At 61.4% G+C, this 20,528-nt stretch carries 17 protein-coding genes; 11 read left to right on the top strand and 6 right to left on the bottom strand.

The window, feature by feature from the left end; all coding sequences use genetic code 11:
• Positions 1-89 precede the first annotated feature (89 nt).
• The 7 genes from hsdR to G473_RS0111860 all read left to right on the top strand — a co-directional run bounded on the left by hsdR (position 90) and on the right by G473_RS0111860 (position 9,294).
• Positions 90-3,593: a type I restriction-modification system endonuclease gene (hsdR, locus tag G473_RS0111885; protein ID WP_029013282.1), complete on the top strand. Its 3,504-nt coding sequence runs from the start codon at positions 90-92 to the stop codon at positions 3,591-3,593.
• Between the two features lies 1 nt (position 3,594).
• Positions 3,595-4,332 (top strand): FRG domain-containing protein, encoded by a 738-nt coding sequence (locus G473_RS26550; RefSeq protein ID WP_084438013.1) that lies wholly within the window; start codon positions 3,595-3,597, stop codon positions 4,330-4,332.
• A gap of 7 nt (positions 4,333-4,339) precedes the next feature.
• Positions 4,340-4,687: a hypothetical protein gene (locus tag G473_RS0111875; RefSeq protein WP_029013281.1), complete on the top strand. Its 348-nt coding sequence runs from the start codon at positions 4,340-4,342 to the stop codon at positions 4,685-4,687.
• Positions 4,684-6,132 (top strand): class I SAM-dependent DNA methyltransferase, encoded by a 1,449-nt coding sequence (locus G473_RS0111870; RefSeq protein WP_029013280.1) that lies wholly within the window; start codon positions 4,684-4,686, stop codon positions 6,130-6,132. The genes G473_RS0111875 and G473_RS0111870 overlap by 4 nt, the downstream gene beginning before the upstream one ends.
• 166 nt (positions 6,133-6,298) lie before the next feature.
• Entirely contained in the window at positions 6,299-7,714 is a 1,416-nt protein-coding gene (locus tag G473_RS30645) for a restriction endonuclease subunit S (RefSeq protein ID WP_161630977.1), read from the top strand.
• Positions 7,715-7,831: 117 nt separating this feature from the next.
• Positions 7,832-8,314 (top strand): hypothetical protein, encoded by a 483-nt coding sequence (locus tag G473_RS30330; RefSeq protein ID WP_154667377.1) that lies wholly within the window; start codon positions 7,832-7,834, stop codon positions 8,312-8,314.
• A gap of 38 nt (positions 8,315-8,352) precedes the next feature.
• A complete protein-coding gene (locus tag G473_RS0111860) occupies positions 8,353-9,294 on the top strand; it encodes a DUF5655 domain-containing protein (RefSeq protein ID WP_029013279.1) in 942 nt (313 codons plus the stop codon).
• A 2-nt stretch (positions 9,295-9,296) separates the two neighbouring features.
• Here the strand turns inward: G473_RS0111860 and G473_RS0111855 are convergent, their stop codons facing one another.
• From G473_RS0111855 to G473_RS26540, 6 genes are all read right to left on the bottom strand, one after another.
• Positions 9,297-9,944 carry a nuclease domain-containing protein gene (locus G473_RS0111855; RefSeq protein WP_029013278.1) on the bottom strand — a complete coding sequence of 216 codons (648 nt, stop codon included), beginning with the start codon at positions 9,942-9,944 and terminating at the stop codon, positions 9,297-9,299.
• Between the two features lie 108 nt (positions 9,945-10,052).
• On the bottom strand, positions 10,053-10,340 hold the full coding sequence (locus tag G473_RS30325) for a DUF2357 domain-containing protein (protein ID WP_281169918.1): 288 nt from the start codon (positions 10,338-10,340) through the stop codon (positions 10,053-10,055).
• A gap of 206 nt (positions 10,341-10,546) precedes the next feature.
• Entirely contained in the window at positions 10,547-10,810 is a 264-nt protein-coding gene (locus G473_RS31190) for a hypothetical protein (RefSeq protein WP_029013276.1), read from the bottom strand.
• A 216-nt stretch (positions 10,811-11,026) separates the two neighbouring features.
• Complete coding sequence (locus G473_RS0111840; RefSeq protein ID WP_035706986.1) at positions 11,027-12,409, bottom strand: efflux transporter outer membrane subunit; 1,383 nt, start codon at positions 12,407-12,409, stop codon at positions 11,027-11,029.
• A 7-nt stretch (positions 12,410-12,416) separates the two neighbouring features.
• Positions 12,417-14,360 (bottom strand): MacB family efflux pump subunit, encoded by a 1,944-nt coding sequence (locus tag G473_RS0111835; protein ID WP_029013274.1) that lies wholly within the window; start codon positions 14,358-14,360, stop codon positions 12,417-12,419.
• Complete coding sequence (locus tag G473_RS26540) at positions 14,357-15,529, bottom strand: efflux RND transporter periplasmic adaptor subunit (protein ID WP_051330183.1); 1,173 nt, start codon at positions 15,527-15,529, stop codon at positions 14,357-14,359. Before G473_RS26540 ends, G473_RS0111835 begins: the two co-directional genes overlap by 4 nt.
• Before the next feature lie 645 nt (positions 15,530-16,174).
• Here G473_RS26540 and G473_RS31185 point away from each other — a divergent pair.
• The 4 genes from G473_RS31185 to G473_RS0111810 all read left to right on the top strand — a co-directional run bounded on the left by G473_RS31185 (position 16,175) and on the right by G473_RS0111810 (position 20,527).
• Complete coding sequence (locus G473_RS31185) at positions 16,175-16,498, top strand: DUF2946 family protein (RefSeq protein WP_035706980.1); 324 nt, start codon at positions 16,175-16,177, stop codon at positions 16,496-16,498.
• Between the two features lie 251 nt (positions 16,499-16,749).
• Positions 16,750-18,840, top strand: a complete 2,091-nt coding sequence (locus G473_RS0111820; RefSeq protein ID WP_029013272.1) for a TonB-dependent receptor — start codon at positions 16,750-16,752, stop codon at positions 18,838-18,840.
• The gene (locus tag G473_RS0111815; protein WP_029013271.1) at positions 18,837-20,174 is read left to right on the top strand and encodes a PepSY-associated TM helix domain-containing protein; all 1,338 of its coding nucleotides are present in this window, start codon (positions 18,837-18,839) and stop codon (positions 20,172-20,174) included. The genes G473_RS0111820 and G473_RS0111815 overlap by 4 nt, the downstream gene beginning before the upstream one ends.
• Positions 20,171-20,527, top strand: a complete 357-nt coding sequence (locus G473_RS0111810) for a copper resistance CopC family protein (RefSeq protein WP_029013270.1) — start codon at positions 20,171-20,173, stop codon at positions 20,525-20,527. The genes G473_RS0111815 and G473_RS0111810 overlap by 4 nt, the downstream gene beginning before the upstream one ends.
• Position 20,528: the final 1 nt, after the last annotated feature.

The following is a 20,528-nucleotide window of genomic DNA, read 5'->3' as shown; positions in this document are numbered from 1 at the left end:
TTTTTCAGTGCTGGCTCTGCCTCCTTGCACGTCTGCTGGCAATTGCTGCATCATCCTTATCCAACCAACAGCGTTCGGTCCCTGCTGCCTTGACTGTTCCCCAAACCCCCAATTTCGCGTTTCTGGCTGTGCATTCGGCTCAGTTGGTGCGGCTGGGCGCGGTGGCGGAGCGGAATTTCGTGGAAGATCCGTCCACGACGCTGGTGAAGCTGCGGCAGTTTGGGGAACTGATGGCGCAGCTTCTGGCCGCCCGCGCCCGTATCCTGGGCACAACCGAAGAGCCGCAGGTGGAGCGGCTGCGGCGTCTGGCTGACCGGGGCGTCCTGCCCCGGCAGGTTGCAGACCTGTTTCATCAGTTGCGCCGGGCGGGGAATGCCGCTGTTCACGCTCTGGATGGCGACCATCAGCAGGCGCTGGCCCACCTGAAGATCGCGCATCAACTGGCCATCTGGTTTCACCGCTCCCTGGGTGATCGCGCGTTCCAGCCCGGTCCTTTTGTACCGCCACCCGACCCGCGCGCCGAAACCGCCGCCTTGCAGCGGGAACTGGAACGGCTGCGGGCCGAGGTGGCGGCCAGCCGCAGTACCGCCGAGAAGGCGCAGGCCGAAGCAGAAGCCGCCGCGCAAGCCCGGCTGAGCGCCGAGGAACGTGCCCTGGTAGCGGAGGAAGCGCGCGCGCAGCTGGCGGCTTTGGCGGCGGAGGCGGAGGCTGGACGGCAGGCTGCGTTGGAACAGGCGCTGTCCCTGCAGGCGGCCACTGCCGCCGCCGATACCCCGGCCCTGGCCGAAGCAGCGGAGGCGGCGGCCCGCGAACTGTCGCTGGATGAGTTTGAAACCCGCAAGCTGATCGACGCGCAACTGGCGGAAGCGGGGTGGGAGGTGGATACCGCCAGCCTGACCCATGCCGCCGGCGCCCGCCCCGCGCGCGGAGCCAACCGGGCTATTGCCGAATGGCCGACGGCGGACGGCCCCGCCGATTATGTGCTGTTCGCGGGCCTGACGCCGCTGGCCGTGGTGGAGGCCAAGCGCCGGGCGTCCGATGTGCCCGGTGCCCTGGTTCAGGCCGCGCGGTATAGCAGCCATTTCCGGGTGCAGGGGGAGGAGGTTCCGGTCACCGGCGGCCCCTGGGATGGGCATCATATCCCGTTCCTGTTCGCCACCAACGGCCGGGCCTTTCTGCCGCAACTGCGCACCGCCAGCGGCATCTGGTTCCGCGACGCAAGGCGGGCGGAGAATGCGGCCCGTCCCTTGGAGGGCTGGTACAGTCCGCAGGGACTGCTGGACCTTGCGTCCATGGATGTGGCGGCGGCACAGGCGGATCTGGCGCGCCAGAGTTTCACCTATAATTTCGGCCTGCGGGATTATCAGGTGCGGGCCATCCAGGCGGTGGAGCGCAATTTGGCGGCAGGACGGCGCAGCCTGTTGGTCGCCATGGCCACGGGCACGGGCAAGACCAAGACCTGCATTGCCATGCTGTACCGGCTGCTGGCCGCCAACCGCTTCCGCCGCATCCTGTTCCTGGTGGATCGGACGGCCCTGGGCGAACAGGCCGAAGGTGCGTTCCGCGACACCCGCATCGTGCAGATGCAGCCCTTCGCCGATATTTTTGAGGTGAAGGCCATCGGCGACACTGTGCCTGACGCCAGCACCAAGGTGCATATCGCCACGGTCCAGGCCATGGTGAAGCGCATCATGTTTGCCCCCGAGGGCAGCAGCCCGCCGCCCGTGGACCAGTATGACTGCATCATCGTCGATGAATGCCATCGCGGCTATCTGTTGGACCGGGAGGCGACGGATGAGGAATTATCGTTCCGTAATGAGAATGATTACCGGTCCAAATATAAGGCAGTCCTGGATCGTTTTGATGCCGTGCGTATTGGCCTGACCGCCACGCCCGCCCTGCACACCACGGACATCTTCGGCCCCCCTGTCTTCCGCTACAGTTTGCGTGAAGCGGTGATTGATGGCTGGCTGGTGGATCATGAGCCGCCGCAACAGGTGCTGACCCAATTGCGTGACAGCGGCATCCATTGGCAGGCCGGTGACACGGTCGGCATGTTCGACCGGGAGGCGGGCACCCTGACCGACCATGAATTGCCGGACGATCTGGGGTTCGAGGTGGAGCAGTTCAACCGCCAGGTCATTACCCGGCCCTATAATGCTGCCGTGGCACAGGCGCTGGCCGAACATGTCGATCCGGCCCTTCCCGGCAAGACCCTGGTCTTCGCCGCCACCGACCAACATGCCGATATCCTGGTCGATGAAATCCGCACCGCCCTGCGCGCCCGCTATGGCGGGTTGGAGGAAGCGGCGGTGGAGAAGATCACCGGCGCGGTGGACCGGCCCGGACAGCGTATCCGCGCCTTCAAGAATGAACGCCTGCCCAGCATCGTGGTGACGGTGGACCTGCTGACCACGGGCATCGATGTGCCGGAGATTGTGAACTTGGTTTTCGTGCGCAAGGTGTCCAGCCGCATTCTGTACGAACAGATGATCGGCCGCGCCACCCGCCTGTGCCCGGAGATCGGCAAGACCGCCTTTCGTATTTTCGATGCCGTTGGTCTGTACCGCGACATGCAGGCGGTCAGCGCCGTGAAGCCGGTGGTGGCCAATCCGAACATCCGGTTCGGGCAGTTGCTGGAGGAATTGACCGAAACGGTGGGCATGGCCGCGACCACGCCAGAACCCCTGCCCGGTACAGAGGGCGGCATGGCAGAAGAGGGTGAGGGCTTCGACAGCGGCCCGCCGCCTGGCATCGATCCCGAGGCGCAGCATCGGACGGAGAAGGCCCGCTACCTGTTGGACCAGATCATCGCCAAGATGCAGCGTCGCCGTCGCCGGTATGAGGGGGAGGAGGCGCGGGCCGAACGGTTCAACCATCTGGCCGGCGGCCTGACGCCGACGGCGCTGGTCGATCGTCTGCGCCACGCCACACCGGTGGAGGCGGCACAGATGCTGTCCGGCCTGACGCCCCTGATCGATTGGCTGGACCGGGCAGGGGAGATGGGACCGGTGCGCCTGCCCGTGTCGGACCATGAAGACACCTATCTGGGCATGGCCCAGGGCTATGGCCCCGGCTTCACCCGGCCGGAGGATTACCTGTCGGCGTTTGAGAATTTCCTGAAGACCCAGATCAACGCCATCCCGGCCCTGACCATCATCGCCCAACGCCCGCGCGACCTGACCCGCGCACAGTTGCGGGAGATACGGTTACTGCTGGAGGAAAAGGGCTTCAAGGAAGCCGACCTGCGCGCCGCCTTCCGCGATGCCCGCCATGTCGACGTCGCCGCCGGTATCATCGGCTATATCCGGCAAGCCGCCTTGGGCGACCCGCTGATCCCCTATGAGATGCGGGTGGACCGGGTCTTGGCGGCAATCCTGGCCGAACGGGCGTGGACAACGGTACAACGGCAATGGCTGGAGCGGATTGCGCTTCAAATGAAGCGAGAAGTGGTGGTAGACCGCGAGAGCTTGGATACGGGGCAGTTCAAGGCCACCGGGGGTGGATTTGCGCGGCTGGATAGGGTGTTTGGGGGCGAGTTGCTGAATGTTCTCTCCCGGATGGTAAACGGCTTGTGGCAACAGGCAGGCTGATATGGCTGTAAAATTTAACACAAAACTGATGAGTGAGCAGAAGGACTGCTGGGCCAGCTTCATGGCTTTCATTGGCAAGCGTGAAACTTCCAACTGGATGTTCAGGGGGCAGGGGGCCGTGTCATGGCCCCTTCGTCCGAAGGTTGGGCGGGCGCAATCCTGTCCAGTGGGCAAATACAATCCCCTGTATGAAAAACGCATTTTCGATACGTTTAAGCGGCGGGCGCGGGGCTATGGCAATATCAGCGTCGCCAGTGACTGGGAAATGCTGGCTATCGCCCAGCACCATGGCCTGCCGACCCGCTTACTGGACTGGACCAGCAACCCCTTGGTCGCAGCCTATTTTGCTGTCAAGTCGCACGATGATGCTGGATTGACGGAGGCGGCGGCCATTCACGCTATCAAGATCGGTAAGGCACTGATCCTGCGGACGGAAGACGAACCGGATCCGTTTCTGGTCGAGGATGTGAAGTTCGTCGTCCCGTCGACCAGCGATGCCCGCCTCGTTTCGCAACGGGGCTTTTTCACCATACATGGCAAACCGGACGAGGATTGGCCTCTCACCAAGATGGAGGAGAACCGCTTCGAGATTCCGCCCCAACATGTCCCTTATTTCCGCAAAAAGCTCTTCTATCTTGGTATTGACCCCTCCCATATAATGGCGGACCTGGACGGTCTCTGTGAAACGCTGAGCTGGCAATATCGGCGCGGCATCGCTGTCGGCGACGTCAGCTACTGAGGAGGGCATGATGACCACGGGCGACCAAACAGCGGCGCGGCGGCAGGCCATCCGTGCCAAGATCGAATCCCTGGATTTGCGCTTGTTCCCGGCCTGGTCGGAAATGGCCGAGCTGTCTGGTGACACTGTCATTGATCTGGTCGAAATATTTGATGATGAAATCATCTGGGATGGCGAGAAATTCTCAATACTTGTTAACGTCTATGTGACCTTGTCGTACCCGGATGATGAGATGAGTGACGTCTTCCCGGCAACGATAGAAGGTCACATGAAATCCGGATCGGTGATGATTGATCGGGTAACCTTCGATACATCTTCATTTTATTATTCACACGGCATTAAACGGGCGCAATGAATACCAATGACATCGTTGCAAAACTCTGGAACCTCTGCAATGTCCTGCGCGATGACGGCATCACCTATCATCAGTATGTGACAGAGCTGACCTATCTGCTGTTCCTGAAAATGGCGGAGGAGACGGGGGCGGAGGAGGGCAAGCATGCGCCCAACATTCCGCCCGGCCTGCGCTGGGCGGACCTGAAGCGGCAGACGGGGACGGAGCAGCTTAATTTCTACCGGCAGATGCTGATCCGCCTGGGGTCGGAGGGCAGTGAGCGGGTGCAGGAGATTTATGCCAATGCGCAGACCTTCCTGAAACGCCCGACCAACCTGAAAACGCTGGTCGACAGTCTGGATGGGCTGGACTGGTACTCCGCCCGCACAGAGGGGCTGGGCGATCTGTATGAAGGGTTGTTGCAGAAGAACGCGGAGGAGAAGAAGTCCGGGGCCGGGCAATATTTCACCCCGCGTTGCCTGATTGACAGCATGGTGGCCCTGATGCGGCCACAGGCGGGGGAGGTGGTGCAGGACCCCGCCGCCGGCACCGGCGGCTTCCTGATTGCCGCCGACCGGTACATCAAGGGCCAGACGGATGATCTGTTCACCCTGCCCGAATCCATGCAGTATTTTCAGCGGGTGCGCGCCTTTCAGGGGCTGGAACTGGTGCAGGATGCCCAGCGTCTGGGCCTGATGAACCTGATCCTGCATGGGATTGAAGGGCCGGTGCATGTGGGCGATGCCCTGTCGCCAGATGGATCGGCGCTGGAACGGGCCGACCTGATCCTGACCAACCCGCCCTTTGGCACCAAGAAGGGCGGGGGCCTGCCCACACGCGATGACCTGACCTTTCCCACCAGCAATAAACAGCTTTGTTTCTTGCAGCATATCTATCGCGGGGTGAAGCCCGGCGGGCGCGCTGCCGTGGTGTTGCCCGATAATGTGTTGTTTGAGGATGGGGTGGGCCGCGATGTGCGCCGCGACCTGATGGAAAAATGCGACCTGCATACCATCCTGCGCCTGCCCACCGGCATTTTCTATGCCCAGGGGGTGAAGACCAATGTGCTGTTCTTCACCCGTGGCCGCAGCGACCGGGGCAATACACAGACCACCTGGATTTATGACATGCGGACGGGTCAGCCGCCCTTTGGCAAGACCCGCCCCCTGACACGGGCGCATTTCGCGGCGTTCGAGGAAGCCTATGGCCCCGACCCGCATGGCCAATCCCCGCGCGTGGATGATGGCGAAACCGCCCGCTTCCGCCCCTTCACCCGCGACCAGATCGCGGCACGCGGCGACAATCTGGACATCACCTGGCTGCGCGAGGAAGGCAGCGGCAGCGAAGACCTGCCCCCACCCGAAACCCTGGCCGCCGAGATCATCGACCAGTTGCGCACCGCACTGGAAGAGATGGAAGAACTGGCCGCCCTGCTGGAACCGGAGAGTGCGGGGGCGGGGGAATGAGTGCCATTTGCGTTGAGTTGAAGGAGGTCATGCCAGGGTCATCACTTGCTCGGCTAACCCGAGTAAAGTCACGCCGAAGCCGAACCTCCATCCTCGTTAATGAAGATGTTTTGGCACTCGGTCAAGTCTGCCCGATGGCGTTTGTGATGGCGCAGGAGACATGGGCATGAACTGGGAATTGCCGCCGGGGTGGGTTGAGGTTGAGTTGGGGGAGCTATCTAGTCAAATTGATTACGGCTATACAGCATCAGCTAAAACCGCTGATGTGGGGCCGAAGTTTATTCGTATTACCGACATACAAGATGGTAATGTTGATTGGTCTGCTGTTCCATATTGCGAGTGCGAAAACATTGCCCGTTTTGGAGTTCGGCAAAATGATATTCTCTTTGCGAGAACCGGTGCAACTACCGGCAAGTCATATTTAATAGACTTTGAGCCACCACCTTCAGTATTCGCATCATATCTAATTCGTGTTCGTCCGACTTCTGGGGTTTCTCCCCATTATTTGTCGCTTTATATGAAGTCTCCTTCGTACTGGAGCCAGATCGCTAGTGATAGCAAGGGGACGGCGCAGCCAGGGGTCAATGCGAGCGTTTTGGCTCAGCTCACCGTCCCCCTGCCACCGCTGCCCGAACAACATCGGATCGTGGAGCGGATAGAGGCGTTGTTGGCCAAGGGTGCGCGGGCCAAGGCGGCTTTGGACGCCCTGCCCCCCCTGCTCGACCGCTACCGCCAATCCCTCCTCGCCGCCGCCTTCCGGGGGGATTTGACGGCGGATTGGCGGGCGGCGAATGAGGATTCCGCAGTTTATGAATTGAATGGCGAAGTTAATGACGCTGATTTGCGGACGGCATCGGAGGGAATCGAATCAGGACTGCCCCTAATTCCTGATTCTTGGGTTTGGGTGAGACTGCCTGCCCTCGGCGAGTTGGGGCGAGGGAAGTCGAAGCATCGCCCCAGAAATGATCCGCAGCTTTTTGGTGGCCCTTATCCGTTCTTACAGACGGGTGAAGTGGCCGCATCGGGCGGGTTGGTGACGTCCTATACTCAGACATATAGCGAATTCGGGCTTCGTCAAAGCAAACTTTGGCCTCGTGGGACATTATGTATCACCATCGCTGCAAATATTGCTGAGACAGGAATCCTGAATTTTAGTGCCTGTTTTCCGGATAGCGTGGTCGGATTTTTCCCCAGAAAAGATACAATTCTGGTTGGTCTAGTGGAGTTTTTCATCAGAACTGCCAAAGCTGATCTTGAGCGTTTTGCTCCTGCAACAGCTCAGAAGAACATCAATCTGGAAGTTTTGAGTAACGTCTTTGTTCCCGTTCCGCCCATGGCAGAACAACACCTCCTACTGAATGCGATTCAGTATGGGATGGAACGAATGGCGAAGCTGGAATCTACTATCGAGAGAACCACCTCCCAACACACCACCCTCACCCAATCCATCCTCGCCAAAGCCTTCCGCGGCGAACTGGTCCCCCAGGACCCGGCGGATGAAGCGGCGTCGGTGCTGTTGGAACGTATCCGGGCGGAGCGGGTGCAAATGCCGAAGCGATCGCGGCGTGGGAAAGTTCAGTGAAATTTTGTCTTGCATTGAAACGGCCTGGCTTCTGTATCCATATGGACGCGACCTACCGATAATTTCAGCGACTGTGCTACCCGATGATAAATATGATCGAATGTTCAAGGAGATGTGATGGAATTGCTGATCGGCTTTCTGCTTGGTGTCGTTGGTTCTGCTATTGCTGGCGCATGGGTGCAGCCGTTGCTCTCCAGCGTGCCCGCCGGGTGGATGATTCGCGTATTGGCACGAAGTCGCGATAAATGGCGTGGCCCTCTTACAGGGAATTGGTCGCAAAAGTGGGAAATAAGGGGTAGTGAAAGCTGGCCAGACGAAAATATTTCTGATATGGAAATTTATCAATTTCGTCAATGGGTAGTGGGGTATTGGCATTCAATTAGTAAAAATGGAAGGAGTAGTAAATACAGTCTGGTTGGGGTGGTGCATAGGGAAAGCTATATCGTCGGAACATGGTCTGATGTGGATGGATTAGGTTATATGGGTGGATTCATGGTCAAAATAAATCCGTCAAAAGATTGCTGCGAAGGTCGATATGTCGGTCATAGGACAAGCGGCACTATCGAAGCTCATGATTGGCAGTGGGTGTCTGTGGATTGACTAATTTTGGTAGAAGCAATTAGAGGCTTATGGACCCCATGCCTGACCTGAAACTCTTCCGCCTCTCCCCCGCCGGCCCCACAGAACTGACCGCCAAGGCGGCGCAGGTGGAGAAATCGCTGCAGGTGCTGTTCGAGGCGAACCTGGAAGGCTTGCTGGGCGTGCGGTTCCTGGCGTCGGAATATGGGACGGGAAAGGTGCATGGCGGGCGGATTGATACGCTGGGCCTGGATGAGAATGGCTGCCCGGTCATCATTGAGTATAAGCGGGCGCTGAACGAGAATGTCATCAACCAGGGCCTGTTCTATCTGGAATGGCTGTTGGACCACCGCAAGGAATTCCAGTGGCTGGTGATGGAAAGGCTGGGGGCGGACGCCGCCAAGGCGGTGGACTGGTCGGGCCCGCGCCTGCTGTGCATCGCTGGCGACTTCACCCGCTATGACGAACATGCGGTGAAGCAGATCAACCGCAATATCGAACTGATCCGCTATCGCCATTATGGCGATGACCTGTTGCTGCTGGAACTGGTCAATGCCACGCAGGCCGCGTTGCCCGTCGCCGCTACGGCGGCACCCCCGTTGACGGAAACGGCACCTCTGGCGGGTGGGGCAGCGGCAGGGGCGGTGAGGAGCATCGCCTATCGCGTCGCCAAACTGTCTCCGCCCGCGGCGGATCTGTATGAGGCGGTGCGGGCCCATCTGCTGGCGCTGGGCGATGATGTGCAGGTGAAGGAGCTGATGCATTACATCGCCTTCAAACGCCTGCGCAATTTCTGCTGTCTGGAGGCGTTTCCCAGCTATGGTACGACGGTTCTGTACCTGAAACTGAACCCCGACAGTGTGGTGCTGGAACCCGGCTTCACCCGCGACATGCGCGCCGTCGGCCATTATGGCACCGGCGATGTGGAGGTGATCTTGTCCAGCCTGGATGATCTGCGCAAAGCCGAACCTCTGATCCAACGTGCCTATGAGGGCGGGTGAGGTCAGGCCCCGAACAGGTGATCGGCCAGCAGGCGGCGGATGCCATCTGCCAGGGCCGCATCCTCCCCCGGCAGGGCACTAATGGCCGACAGGCCGGGGCCAAAGCAACGGGTGGGGCCGGGATAAAGGATAGTCGCATGGCGCACGATGCGGCCGCCATCGGCATGGATGATGGCGTCACGATAGGCGTGCATTTTGTCGATATCCGCCTTCTGCGGACCGTTGCCATCATCCCGCTTGTATTTCGGATCAAAGATCATCAGGCGGGGCCGGGTGCCAGGGGCCGTGCATTCCAGCACCAGATCGGGCCTCTGCGTGAAACTGACGCTCTGCCATAGGCCCCGGTCGGTGAAGGGGCGTTGTTGGGTCAGGTCGATGCGCCGCCCATCGGCATGGGCCAGGGCCACGGCACTGCCCCCGCCGGGCGACAGCGCCACCAGCAGGCACCCCGGCACGGGGCGGACAAGGCCCTGTGCCACCACCTGTAACCCCTGTTCCAATGCCGCATCAATCACGGTCTGGATGACGGACAGGCACCCCCACAGCTCGTAGAGGGCCGGCACATCCTTCAGGCCCGTATCCAGGACGCTGTCGGCTAATTGCACCGTCAACCCGTCGGTCAGTTGCCCACAGCGACAGGACACGCGCATAATCAGGCCGGTGGATCATCACGTGGCTGATCTGCGTCGGCAGATGCGCCAACGGCCCGACCCCATCCAGGAACCGGGCCCGACGGCGTGCATCCGCCAGGGTCTGGATCAGGGCCTTACAACGCTCTTCCTCCGGGGCAAGACGTGGCGACAGGCGGGCAGCCGCCGGGTGACCATGTCATGCAGATGGCGAAGCAGCCGGTTCTCCGGCACGTCGCAGGTCGTCTCCACCCGTCGGTCCTGGATGCGCAGGGGGGTGCCGTCATCATCAGGCTTGTGGTCCCGATAAAGGGCCTCGCGCAATTGCCGGGGACCGATGCGCCGCGCCCGCGCCGTGGGCATGTCCCACAGCACCTCTTTCAATTGTTGATGCGGGTCCTGCGCGATCCGGCACAGCAGGCGGGCCAGCCCGCCGCCGCGCCCGTCGGGTTTGGCGGTTGGTTGCCGACTAGGGACTGTGGGGATTCACAAAGGGGTCTGGATGTGATTCAAGCTCTGGATGGATAGGAATCTTCTGACGGACGCCCAATGGGCGAAGATGGAGCCGTACTGCCTTGGCAAGCGCACCGGCCCTGGCCGGAGCGGTCGAGACAACCGGCTGTTCATGGAAGGAACTCGATCAACGCGGTGCCAAAGTCGTCATCTCCCAACATTCCAGGCGAAAGCAGAAGCTCGACATCGACGCCGACATCTAAAAATGGCGGCACCTCATCGAGAACTTCTTCTGCAAACTCAAGGAGTTCAAGCGCATCGCCATGAGAGCTTGCAAAACAGACAAAAGCTTCGAAGCCATGATCTATCTCGCCGCTGCTGTCATCAATTCGCGCCGAATCCCCACAGACCCTAGTGCACTGGCCCGGATCCAAGTTTAACCTATTGAAATATCGAGGGACGCCGGTCGACAGAGGCGAATCCCCTGTCAGAGTTGATGCGCTAGACTATCCATCAGAGTGCTTGATCACTTGATACCTGTTTGACGGAGAGCAAAACAAGTTAATCCAGGGCCAAGGGTCAGGAAGTGGACGGCTCCTGGCTTGGTGTTCCGACTGCCGGGGCTGTGGATATCAATGAGAAACGCCTTTTCAAGACCCAACAGTCGGGCTGCCGCCCAGGGCGCGATAGAGGGTTGCCTCGTTGCGTAGCCGGGTCAGGCGATTGTCGATCAGCGCATTTTCCGACTGGCGGGTGCGTTCCTGTGCATCCAGAAGGGTGCGCAGCGGGATGCTGCCAGCCCGCAATTGCACCTCGTAGAGCGCCTGTACCTGCCGTTGCAGGGCTAATGAACGGGACAGGTGCTGTTCTTGACGCATCAGCGTTTCGCGTGCCGACAGGCCCGTCACCACCTCTGACAAGGCGGTCAGCACCGTTCCTTGGAAGCCGGCGACTGCCGCTTGATATTGCACTTCCGACACCTGCAGGGTGAGACCCATCTGCTTCAGGTTCAGGAAGGGCAGGGCGATCTGGCTGGCCAGCGATCCGATTGGATTGGACAGGATGTCAGCCAGTGCCTGCCCGCCGGTGCCCAGGCTGCCGGACAGGCTGAGGGTGGGGAAATAACTGGCTTTCTTCTCATCGGTGCTGCGCAGGGTGGCCCGCAAGCGCAATTCCGCCGCCCGCAGGTCCGGACGGCGGGAAAGCAGGCTGGCGGGCAGGCCGGGGGCCAAGGCCGGAATGCTGCCTTCCGGCAAAATCTGTGGTTCCGGCACGGGGCTGGCGGCACCGTTAAGGAGCACGGCCAGGGCGGCGCGCTGGCTGTCCCGTTCCCGTTCCAGGGCGGCAAGGGTCGAAAGCTGACTTTCGATGGTCTGTTCGACCTGCAACCTGTCCAACTCCGACGCGGTACGGGCTCGCAACATGGTGGCCACGATGTCGCGCGTGCGATAGGTGGTTTCCAGGCTGGCCCGCGCACTGGCGATGGAATGGTTGGCATGGGCTAGTTGCCACCAAGTGGAAAGCGTGGCCGCGATCACGGTCAGGCGTGCTGCTTCCACATCTTCCGCCGAGGCCATGGCCTCCATGCCGGCGGCGGCACGGTTGGCGGCAATGCGCCCCCACAGATCCACATCATAGGAGAGGCTTAGATTGGTGCTGGCATTGTTACGCGCCGTGCCGGCCCCGGATAGCGGCATGGTGCGTCCGGCCCCTAGTGAACCCGACAGGGTGGGAATGGCAGCCACGTCCGCCAGTCCGGCATTCAACAGGGCGATGCGGGCTTTCAGGGCCGCGCTGAAAATATCATTATTGGCCGACAGCACCACCGGCACCACCGCATCCAGTCCCTTGTCACCAAAGGCCGACCACCATATGTCGGTCGCCTGGCTATCTGCTGCCTGTTTGCCAGCATTCTGGCCATTCTGCCAATCTAGTCCACCCGGCAGGGGTGGGCGTTGATATTCCGCCGGTTTGGTCAAACAGCCGGTCAGCACCAAGGGTACAATCAGGCAGGGCAAAAGGGTGGCGCGCATCTTGATGTCAATCCCGCGACAGGGCATCAACCGGGTCCAGCCGCGCGGCCTTGCGCGCTGGCAGGAAACCGAAGATTAAGCCAATCAGCATGGTGGAAAGCAGGGCCAGCAGGATGGCACCGGGGGTAATGATCAGCGACAGGCCGAACTGCATCGCGTTGAACAGGGCCGACAGGCCGAAGGCGATGCCCAGCCCCGCCGCACCACCCACCATGCAGACGGCCACGGCTTCGATCAGGAACTGAATCATGATGTCGGATTGGCGGGCACCGACCGCCATGCGCAGGCCGATTTCCCGCGTGCGTTCCGTCACCGCGATCAACATGATGTTCATCACCCCGATCCCCCCGACCACCAGGGCCACACCAGCCAACGCCGATATCATCAGCGCAAACATGGATGTGGTGCGTTCGATGGATTTGCGGATTTGGTCGCTGTTGAAAATATTGAAATCCCGGCTGCCGTGCCGCCGTTCCAGCAACTCGCCCAGGGCCTTTTCGGCCAACTTGCTGTCCACCCCGTTCTTCAAACGCACGGTGATGGCAGACAGGTTGCTGTCACCGGTCAGGCGGGTACGCAAGGCGGTATGGGGCATGTAGCCCATGCCGTTGCTGCCCCGCATATGCTCCGCTTCCACAATGCCAACCACGGTGGCCGGTGCCTTGCCCGCCAGGATGATCCGTCCGATCGGGTCACCACCATCCTTGAACAGGCTTTCCGCCGTCTTGTCCGCCAGCACGATGCTGGGGCGCACGCGATTGAGATCGTCGGCGGTCAATAGCCGTCCGGCCTTCAACTTCATTGCGTTGACGCGGAAATAGTCCAGCCCCACGCCCTGGATCTGCATATTGATCGATCTGGATGCGTAACGCGCAATGACAGAGCCGGCCATTTCTGGTGTCACCCCATCGGTGTAGGGTTGGGCCGCCAAGGCATCCGCATCTTCCAATGTCAGTTTTGACAGGCGGGCCGCATTCATGTCCCCCATATCCCGACCGCGATAGATGGTCAGGGTATTGGTGCCAAGTCCGCTCAATTCTTCCGTAACGCGCCGCTGGGCCCCTTCGCCAAGCCCCACCACCGCCACCACGGCGGTGATGCCGATGACAATGCCCAGAACAGTCAGGGCGGTGCGCAGTTTCTGGGCGGCCATGGCCCGCAGCGACATCGATATGGCACCAATGATGCTGAATCCGATGGCTGCCAAAGGGCGGAAGGGGCTTTCCGCTTTATGCGGTGTCGACACCGGAATGACACGCTTTTCCGCCGGTCGCCGGCTGTCGGACAGAATGCGACCATCGGCGATTTCCACCACGCGATCAGCATGGGCCGCCACACCATGATCATGGGTGACGATGATGACGGTGCGTCCCTCTGCGTTCAGTTCCTTCAACAAGGCCAGTACGGTTTCGCCGGTGCGGCTGTCCAGCGCGCCGGTTGGTTCATCGGCCAGGATGATGCCGCCGCCATTCATCAAGGCCCGACCGATGGCCACCCGCTGCTGCTGGCCCCCGGAAAGCTGGTTGGGCCGATGGGACAAACGATCCCCCAGCCCCAACCGGGCCAGAATGGCCTTGGCGCGCCCATGCCGGCTATCCGAACGTTCGCCCGTGTAAATTGCGGGCAGTTCCACATTGCCCGCCGCCGTCAGCCCGGAAATCAGGTGATAGCGTTGAAAGACAAAGCCGAAATGTTCCCGCCGCAGCCGGGCCAAGCCGTCGGGGCTGAGCGTGGATACATCCTCCCCCCCGACACAATATTGCCCCCCGCTGGGCCGATCCAGGCAGCCCAAGATATTCATCAAGGTGGATTTGCCGGAACCTGATGTTCCGACAATGGCCAGCATTTCCCCCGGCTCGATTACCAGATCGATACCGCCCAAGGCGGCCACGGTTTCTGCACCGGTTTGGTACAGGCGGGTGATGCCGGACAGCTCCAGCCTTGCCGTCATTCCGCCCCCGCGGGGTCAGCCATCGGCATGTCCATGCCGGTTGACAGCAACAATACATCGCCTTCCTTCAAGCCTTCCACGATCTGGCTTTCCACTTGGCTGACCAGACCCAGCTTGACCTTGCGTTCCACGGGCTTGCCGTCGGCCCCGCGCACCATGGCGCGGTAAAGCCCCTGCTCGTCGGGGCCGGTAAAGGCGCTGAGCGGTGCAATCAGGGCGTTTTCCGCTGATTGTGTGGTGATATGCACCTCTGCCGTCATCATGGGCATCAAGCTGCCACCCTGGTTGGGCGCGTCGAACAGCACGTTGAAATAGACCGCCTGCCCGGTGCTGCCTTGGCTGCTGGCGCTGCTGAGCCCTTCCTGGCCAGCGGTCAGGATGGAGGTTGGGGCCGGCTCCACCATGCGAACCGTGCTTTCGTGCCGGGTTTTGCGGTCGCCCAGCGTGTTGAACCACAGGGCCTGTCCCGGCTTGATCTTGGCGACATCGGCTTCGGAGACCTGGGCGCGCACGGTCATTGTGTCGGTATCGGCAATAACGCCAATGACGGGAATGGTCTGGGCCGCACTCAAGGTTTGACCCGGCTTTACCGCCAGGGCCAGTACCCGCCCATCCATGGGGGCCTCAATGCGGGTATAGCCCAGATTGGCCTCCGCCTTTTCCACCTCAACCGTGCTGCGGTCGATCTGTGCCTTGGATTGGGCCAGATCGGCGCGGGCGACATCGACGGCAATTTCGGCATCGTCGAAATCGGCTCCCGATCCGGCATTGCCGGTGTAAAGGGTGCGCTGGCGCTTCAACGTGCGTTCGGCCTTTTCCAACTGGTACTGGCGCGTTTTCAGCGTGGCCTCTGCCTCCGCCAGGGCAGCGCGGGCAACGCGCAGATCATTGCGTTGCTGAATGGAGTCGATTTCGGCGATCAGGTCACCCTTGGCAACCTTGTCACCCAGGGCGACATGCAGGGTCTTCAACTGCCCCGTCACCTGGGCACCCACCTGCACCAGCTTGGATGGTTCCAACGTGCCGGTGGCGGAAACTGTATCGCTGATGGCCCCGCGGCGGACAGGTGCTGTTAAATCATGGATCGGTTCCGGGCTGTGCCAAGGGCGCAAAACCAACAGGGCGGCGATTGTAAGGCCGCCTCCGCCTGCGATCAGATACTTACGCATAGTCGGATACCGACCCCACCTGTTCGTCTTTTGCAGGGATGACAACAAATGCCCGTCCCAGCAAGCGGACCGTAAATATCACAAATCTTTATTAATCTGTAAGAGAGTTTCTACTGTATTGGGGCCAATCCCGCTTCCACTTCAAGGCCGCTCGAAGAGGACTTTGAACTGATGGTGTGGATGCCCCTTCAGCTGGGGATGGTTGGTTTCCAGATTATGGTTTCCGACGCTCGTTACACTAGAGGTCCTTATGGAGGCGGCGTATTTCTGACATGCCCCCCATTTTTAGACCGCCCGTCTGGTAAATTTCCCGGGGGTATTTGCTCAGGGCAGAACGGCTGCATGGTGGCGCCGTCACAAGCGCTGCGGCCGAATTGTCCTGAGCCAAAAGCGACAAACGACGATGGGTCGGGCATTGCTGGAAAATTCGAGTAGGTGATGTCGTCGTGGGCGGATCTCGCAGATCAGGAGTTCGCGGCGGCCCTGTGATCTGGAACGCTTGCGTTGGGTTGCTGCCGTAGGCATTCTGCGACCCGCATGACAGAAGGCTGAAGAGAAGGTAAGGCGACAACCGTGCATTCGCTACGCAGCCTTATCCAGAACAACCGCTTGAGCGCCACAGCCTTTTTGCTGTTGGCACTGCTGATGAAGCTTGTGGTGCCGGCTGGATTCATGCCTGTGGCCGATAATGGACGGATGATCATCAGCATCTGTTCAGGGACGGGGCCGATGGTGCTTTCCGTTCCGGGGCAAAGCAAAACGGACGACAGCGGGCATTCCGGCAAGAGCGAACAGCCTTGCGCGTTCACCGGCTTGTCGGCTTCGTCTCTCGCGGCGGCCGATCCGGTTGTGCTGGCTGCGGCCATCCTGTTCATCTTGGCGCTTGGCCTGCGCCCGGTTTTGGTGCTTATGCCCTTAGCCCCGGCCTATCTTTGGCCGCCGACCAGGGGGCCGCCAGCGCGCGACTGATCGCGGCTGTACGGGGCGGTTATCGGCTGCCGGGCAGGCGTAGGCCCCGGTCCGACCAATCAGGGCTCTGTCCCATATTCCCCACATTTCAATCCGACCGTCTGCCACAAGGCGCTTCAGCCTGGATTCAATGGCATTGCGGGTCGGCGTGGCGCTGCCGGGCGAGGTATCGACCTTCGTCTGCGCACCGACCATCAGCATGGTGACCGCCAGACGGTTTCCATCATGAATGTTTCAAGGAAATAGTCTCCATGAGAGTCTCTTGTCTCGCCCTTGTCGGATGTCTTGTCGTACCGCCCGCCATTGCGCAGGACCGTCTGGGCGATGACGAGATTGTCGTCACCGGTACCAAGGTCACGGGTTTCGGCGTCAAGTCCGGCATCCCGATTGATCAGGTGCCGCAGAGCATCCAGGTGATCGATGCTGAAGACCTTATCAGCAGCGGTGCCCGCAGCGTTGAGGATGCGTTGCGTGCCGTTCCGTCAGCGACCGTCGCACGCAATCGTGTCTCCGGCTATGGCGGCAACACGCTCCGCATCCGGGGGTTTTCACCGCAGCAGATCCGCAATGGCATCTACCAGCGCTTCTATGATGGCACCGACCCGTCGGCACTGTCCAATATCGGGCGGATTGAGGTGCTGAAGGGACCGTCGGGGGTGCTGTATGGCCAGTCCGGGGTGGGCGGCATCATCTCCATCATCACCAAGCAGCCGACGGATACCTTTGAAAGCACGGTGGCGCTGACCGGCGGCATGTATGATCAGAAGATGGTTACCGCCGATGTCAGCGGCCCCCTCACCGACACGCTGGCCATCCGCCTGACCGGGGAGATCGAACGCTCCGGCTCGTTCGTCGATCATCTCGACCTGGATCGCGAGAATGTCGGGCTGGCACTGGCCTGGAAGCCCTGGAATTCGGTTTCGGCGCACCTCGTCGCCGAATATCTGCATCGCGAGACGCTGAACAATCCGGGCCTGCCCACGGTCGGCACCGTGATCGGCAATGGTGTCGCCAGGGTCAAGCGTTCGACCTTCCTGGGCGAACCCTCCTACAATCTGCAGGAAAATGATGCACCGCTGGTCCAGGCCTGGGTCGATGTGGATTTGGGCGGGTCATGGACCCTGACGCCGCGTTTTCAATATAGCGAGTGGAACAATACCAGCCGCTCGACGGAATTGGGCCAACCGGCCGCCGGCAGTCTGACGCTGATCCCCCGCACCGGTCGCAATGCCGGCGAGAATGACAAATTCTACGTTGCCCAGCTTGATCTGGCGGGGGAGGTGATGACCGGTGGCATCCGCCACACGCCGCTGTTCGGCATCGAATATAATCATGATGACGTGCCGTTCACGATGCAACCGGTGGTGCCCTGTGGCGTGGGGCCCATCGATGTGTTCGCGCCGGTCCATGGCTGCGGCGCGCCGACCAGCAATTTCGGCTTCACAGCACGCGCGCAGCTTGAGGGTGCAGCCCTTTACGCGCAGGACCAGATCGCGCTGACCGATGCCTGGCATGTGGTGGCCGGCATCCGCTATTCCGATTCCACCAATGATAACAGCTTCACTACCGCCTTCTCCAGCACGTCCGACAGGATGAAGCTGAAGAACACGAGCTGGCACCTTGGCACGACCTATGCCCTGGGCGGCGGGGTTTCGCTATTTGGCGGCTATAATACCGGCTACGACCTGGGTGCCGTCACCGGCAACCGCAAGGTCGATGGTACGCCATTCAAGCCCGAGACGTCGGATCAGGCCGAGGCCGGCCTGCGCGTCGTGCGCGACAATGTCCGCGCCAGCATCTCGGCCTTTCAGGTCCGGCGCGACAATGTTGGCGTTACCGATCCCGCCAATGCCGGCTTCTCCGTGCAGGATGGCCAGTTCCGCACGCGCGGGTTCGAGCTGGAGGGGGAATGGTCGCCGGTGGCAGGCTGGTACCTCCAGGGCGGCTATGCCTATCTTGACGCGGAAATCTCCAAATCCAGCGATCCGGCCGCCGTGGGTGGGCGCCTTGCCGAAACGCCGAAACACACTTTCACCGGGACGACCCGCGTGCAGATCGGGGAAGTTGAGTTTCGTGCCTCCGGCAATTACGTGGGCGCGCGCAAGATGATCAATGGCGGTGCGGTGACGCTGCCTGACTATGCCGTGTTCGACCTGGGGGCCGGTACCGAGATCGGGGCATTCCGTATCGATGCCACGCTGACCAACCTGTTCGACAGGACCTACTACTTCACTGACAACGCCTCGCGTTACTCGCTCAACACCGAGAACCGGGTGCTGGTCGGGGAGCCGCGCACCATCAGCCTGCGGATTGCCTATCGCTTCGGGGCGGATGGCCGATGAGCGGGCCCCGGTCCTATGCCACGATCTGGCGCTGGCATTTCTATGCCGGCCTGTTCGTGCTGCCCTTCATACTCATCCTGTCGCTCACCGGTGCTATCTATCTGTTCAAGCCGCAGATTGAGCGGTGGGAGGAAAGGGCCTGGCTGGGGCTGGGCACGCAGGGGGCGGTGTCGCCCGATGCCCAGCTCGCGGCCGTGCTGGCCGCGAGCCCGGGTGCCCTGTTCGAGAATTATCGCCTGCCGCGCCAGGCTGGCGACGCCGCCATGATCCAGATCGCCACAACGGATGGCGGCAAGCGGCAGGTTTTCGTGTCGCCGCAGGGTGCGGTGCTGGGCAGCCTTGAACCCGGTGCGCGTCTGGCCGACATCGTGTCGCGCATCCATGGCAGCCTGCTGCTGGGCCGCTGGGGCGACTGGTTGGTCGAACTGGCCGCGAGCTGGACCATCGTGATGATCCTGACCGGGCTTTATCTTTGGTGGCCCCGCCCGTTCAGCGCGGCGGGCACGCTCTATCCCCGGTTGTCGCTGAAGGGACGGGCGCTGTTCAAGGATATCCATCGCGTCACCGGCTTCTGGATCGCGGGGCTCGTCCTGGTCATGCTGGCCAGCGGTCTGCCCTGGGCCGGCGCATGGGGCGGGGCCTTCACCTGGGCGCGAACCGAGCTTGGCCTGACCAAGGGGCCACAGGACTGGAAGGTCGGTGCCGGTGGCGGCCACGCCGGCCATCATGACGCGGCACCGTCCGCGATGCCGCCCGCTCCGGAACAGCCGGGCCTGTCCTTGTCCAGCTTTATTGCCAGGGCAGAAGCGGAGCAGATGGCTTTCCCCGTGGTGGTGTTGCCACCGCACGCGCCGCAGCGTTTCGGGCCGCCGACCGGCGATGTCTGGACGGTCAAGTCCGAGGCGCAGAACCGCTGGCTGGGGCGGCAGGTGACCTATGACCCGGTGACAGGCCTGGAGACGGGACGGCGCGGTTTCGCCGACCAGCATATCATCGACCGGATCGTGAATACGGGCGTGGCCTGGCATGAGGGGCAGTTGTTCGGCTGGATCAACCAGTTGATCGGCGTCCTGACCGCAATCGCGCTCATCACGGTCAGCATCCTGGGTGTCACCATGTGGCTGAAGCGCCGGCCGCGCGGCACATCGGGCGCCCCAAAGGCCATCGCGGGCGCCACCCAGCGCTGGATGATCATCACGCTCATTGTGCTGGCGCTGCTGCTGCCGCTGTTCGGCGCTTCGCTGCTGCTTGTGCTGGCCATTGATCGGCTGGTCCGCCGTTTCAGCCCCCCCACCATCACCGGTTTCCTGATCCCGAAAGGACGAGGCAAATGACGAAACTGTTCAAGATAGCGGTTGCCGCCCTGTTGCTGGCAATCCCCTTGGCCGTTGAAGCGCATACCACGCTGCGCAGCTCCGATCCCGCAAGCGGCAGCGTCCTGACCCAGTCGCCGCCAATATTGACGCTGACCTTCCTGGAAGCGGCATCGCTGACGTCGCTGACCCTGGTCAATACCGACGGCGAGCGCGGCCTGCCCTTCACACCGTCGGGCAGCGCGCTGACATTCGAAGCGCCGAAGCCGGAATTCATCCGTGGCCGCAACGAAGTGTGCTGGCGGGCGCTGTCGCGCGATGGAAATGTCATCGAAGGCAGCATCATTCTGATAATGCGCGCGCCCAAGCCCTGAC

Origin of the sequence: Niveispirillum irakense DSM 11586, assembly GCF_000429645.1 — a bacterium.
GTDB classification, from domain to species: Bacteria; Pseudomonadota; Alphaproteobacteria; order Azospirillales; family Azospirillaceae; genus Niveispirillum; species Niveispirillum irakense.
This window is presented reverse-complemented; position numbering and strand designations above follow the sequence as displayed.

Bases quoted from the DNA above. Each gene is read 5' to 3' on its own strand.
- G473_RS30330 (WP_154667377.1), top strand. From the start codon at position 7,832: ATGGAATTGCTGATCGGCTTTCTGCTTGGTGTCGTTGGTTCTGCTATT.
- G473_RS31185 (WP_035706980.1), top strand. From the start codon at position 16,175: ATGAAGCTTGTGGTGCCGGCTGGATTCATGCCTGTGGCCGATAATGGA.
- G473_RS0111815 (WP_029013271.1), top strand. From the start codon at position 18,837: ATGAGCGGGCCCCGGTCCTATGCCACGATCTGGCGCTGGCATTTCTAT.
- G473_RS0111875 (WP_029013281.1), top strand. From the start codon at position 4,340: ATGATGACCACGGGCGACCAAACAGCGGCGCGGCGGCAGGCCATCCGT.
- G473_RS0111810 (WP_029013270.1), top strand. From the start codon at position 20,171: ATGACGAAACTGTTCAAGATAGCGGTTGCCGCCCTGTTGCTGGCAATC.
- G473_RS0111855 (WP_029013278.1), bottom strand. From the start codon at position 9,944: ATGCGCGTGTCCTGTCGCTGTGGGCAACTGACCGACGGGTTGACGGTG.
- G473_RS0111840 (WP_035706986.1), bottom strand. From the start codon at position 12,409: ATGCGCGCCACCCTTTTGCCCTGCCTGATTGTACCCTTGGTGCTGACC.
- G473_RS0111860 (WP_029013279.1), top strand. From the start codon at position 8,353: ATGCCTGACCTGAAACTCTTCCGCCTCTCCCCCGCCGGCCCCACAGAA.
- G473_RS30645 (WP_161630977.1), top strand. From the start codon at position 6,299: ATGAACTGGGAATTGCCGCCGGGGTGGGTTGAGGTTGAGTTGGGGGAG.
- G473_RS0111820 (WP_029013272.1), top strand. From the start codon at position 16,750: ATGAGAGTCTCTTGTCTCGCCCTTGTCGGATGTCTTGTCGTACCGCCC.
- G473_RS0111870 (WP_029013280.1), top strand. From the start codon at position 4,684: ATGAATACCAATGACATCGTTGCAAAACTCTGGAACCTCTGCAATGTC.
- G473_RS0111835 (WP_029013274.1), bottom strand. From the start codon at position 14,360: ATGACGGCAAGGCTGGAGCTGTCCGGCATCACCCGCCTGTACCAAACC.
- G473_RS26550 (WP_084438013.1), top strand. From the start codon at position 3,595: ATGGCTGTAAAATTTAACACAAAACTGATGAGTGAGCAGAAGGACTGC.
- G473_RS26540 (WP_051330183.1), bottom strand. From the start codon at position 15,529: ATGCGTAAGTATCTGATCGCAGGCGGAGGCGGCCTTACAATCGCCGCC.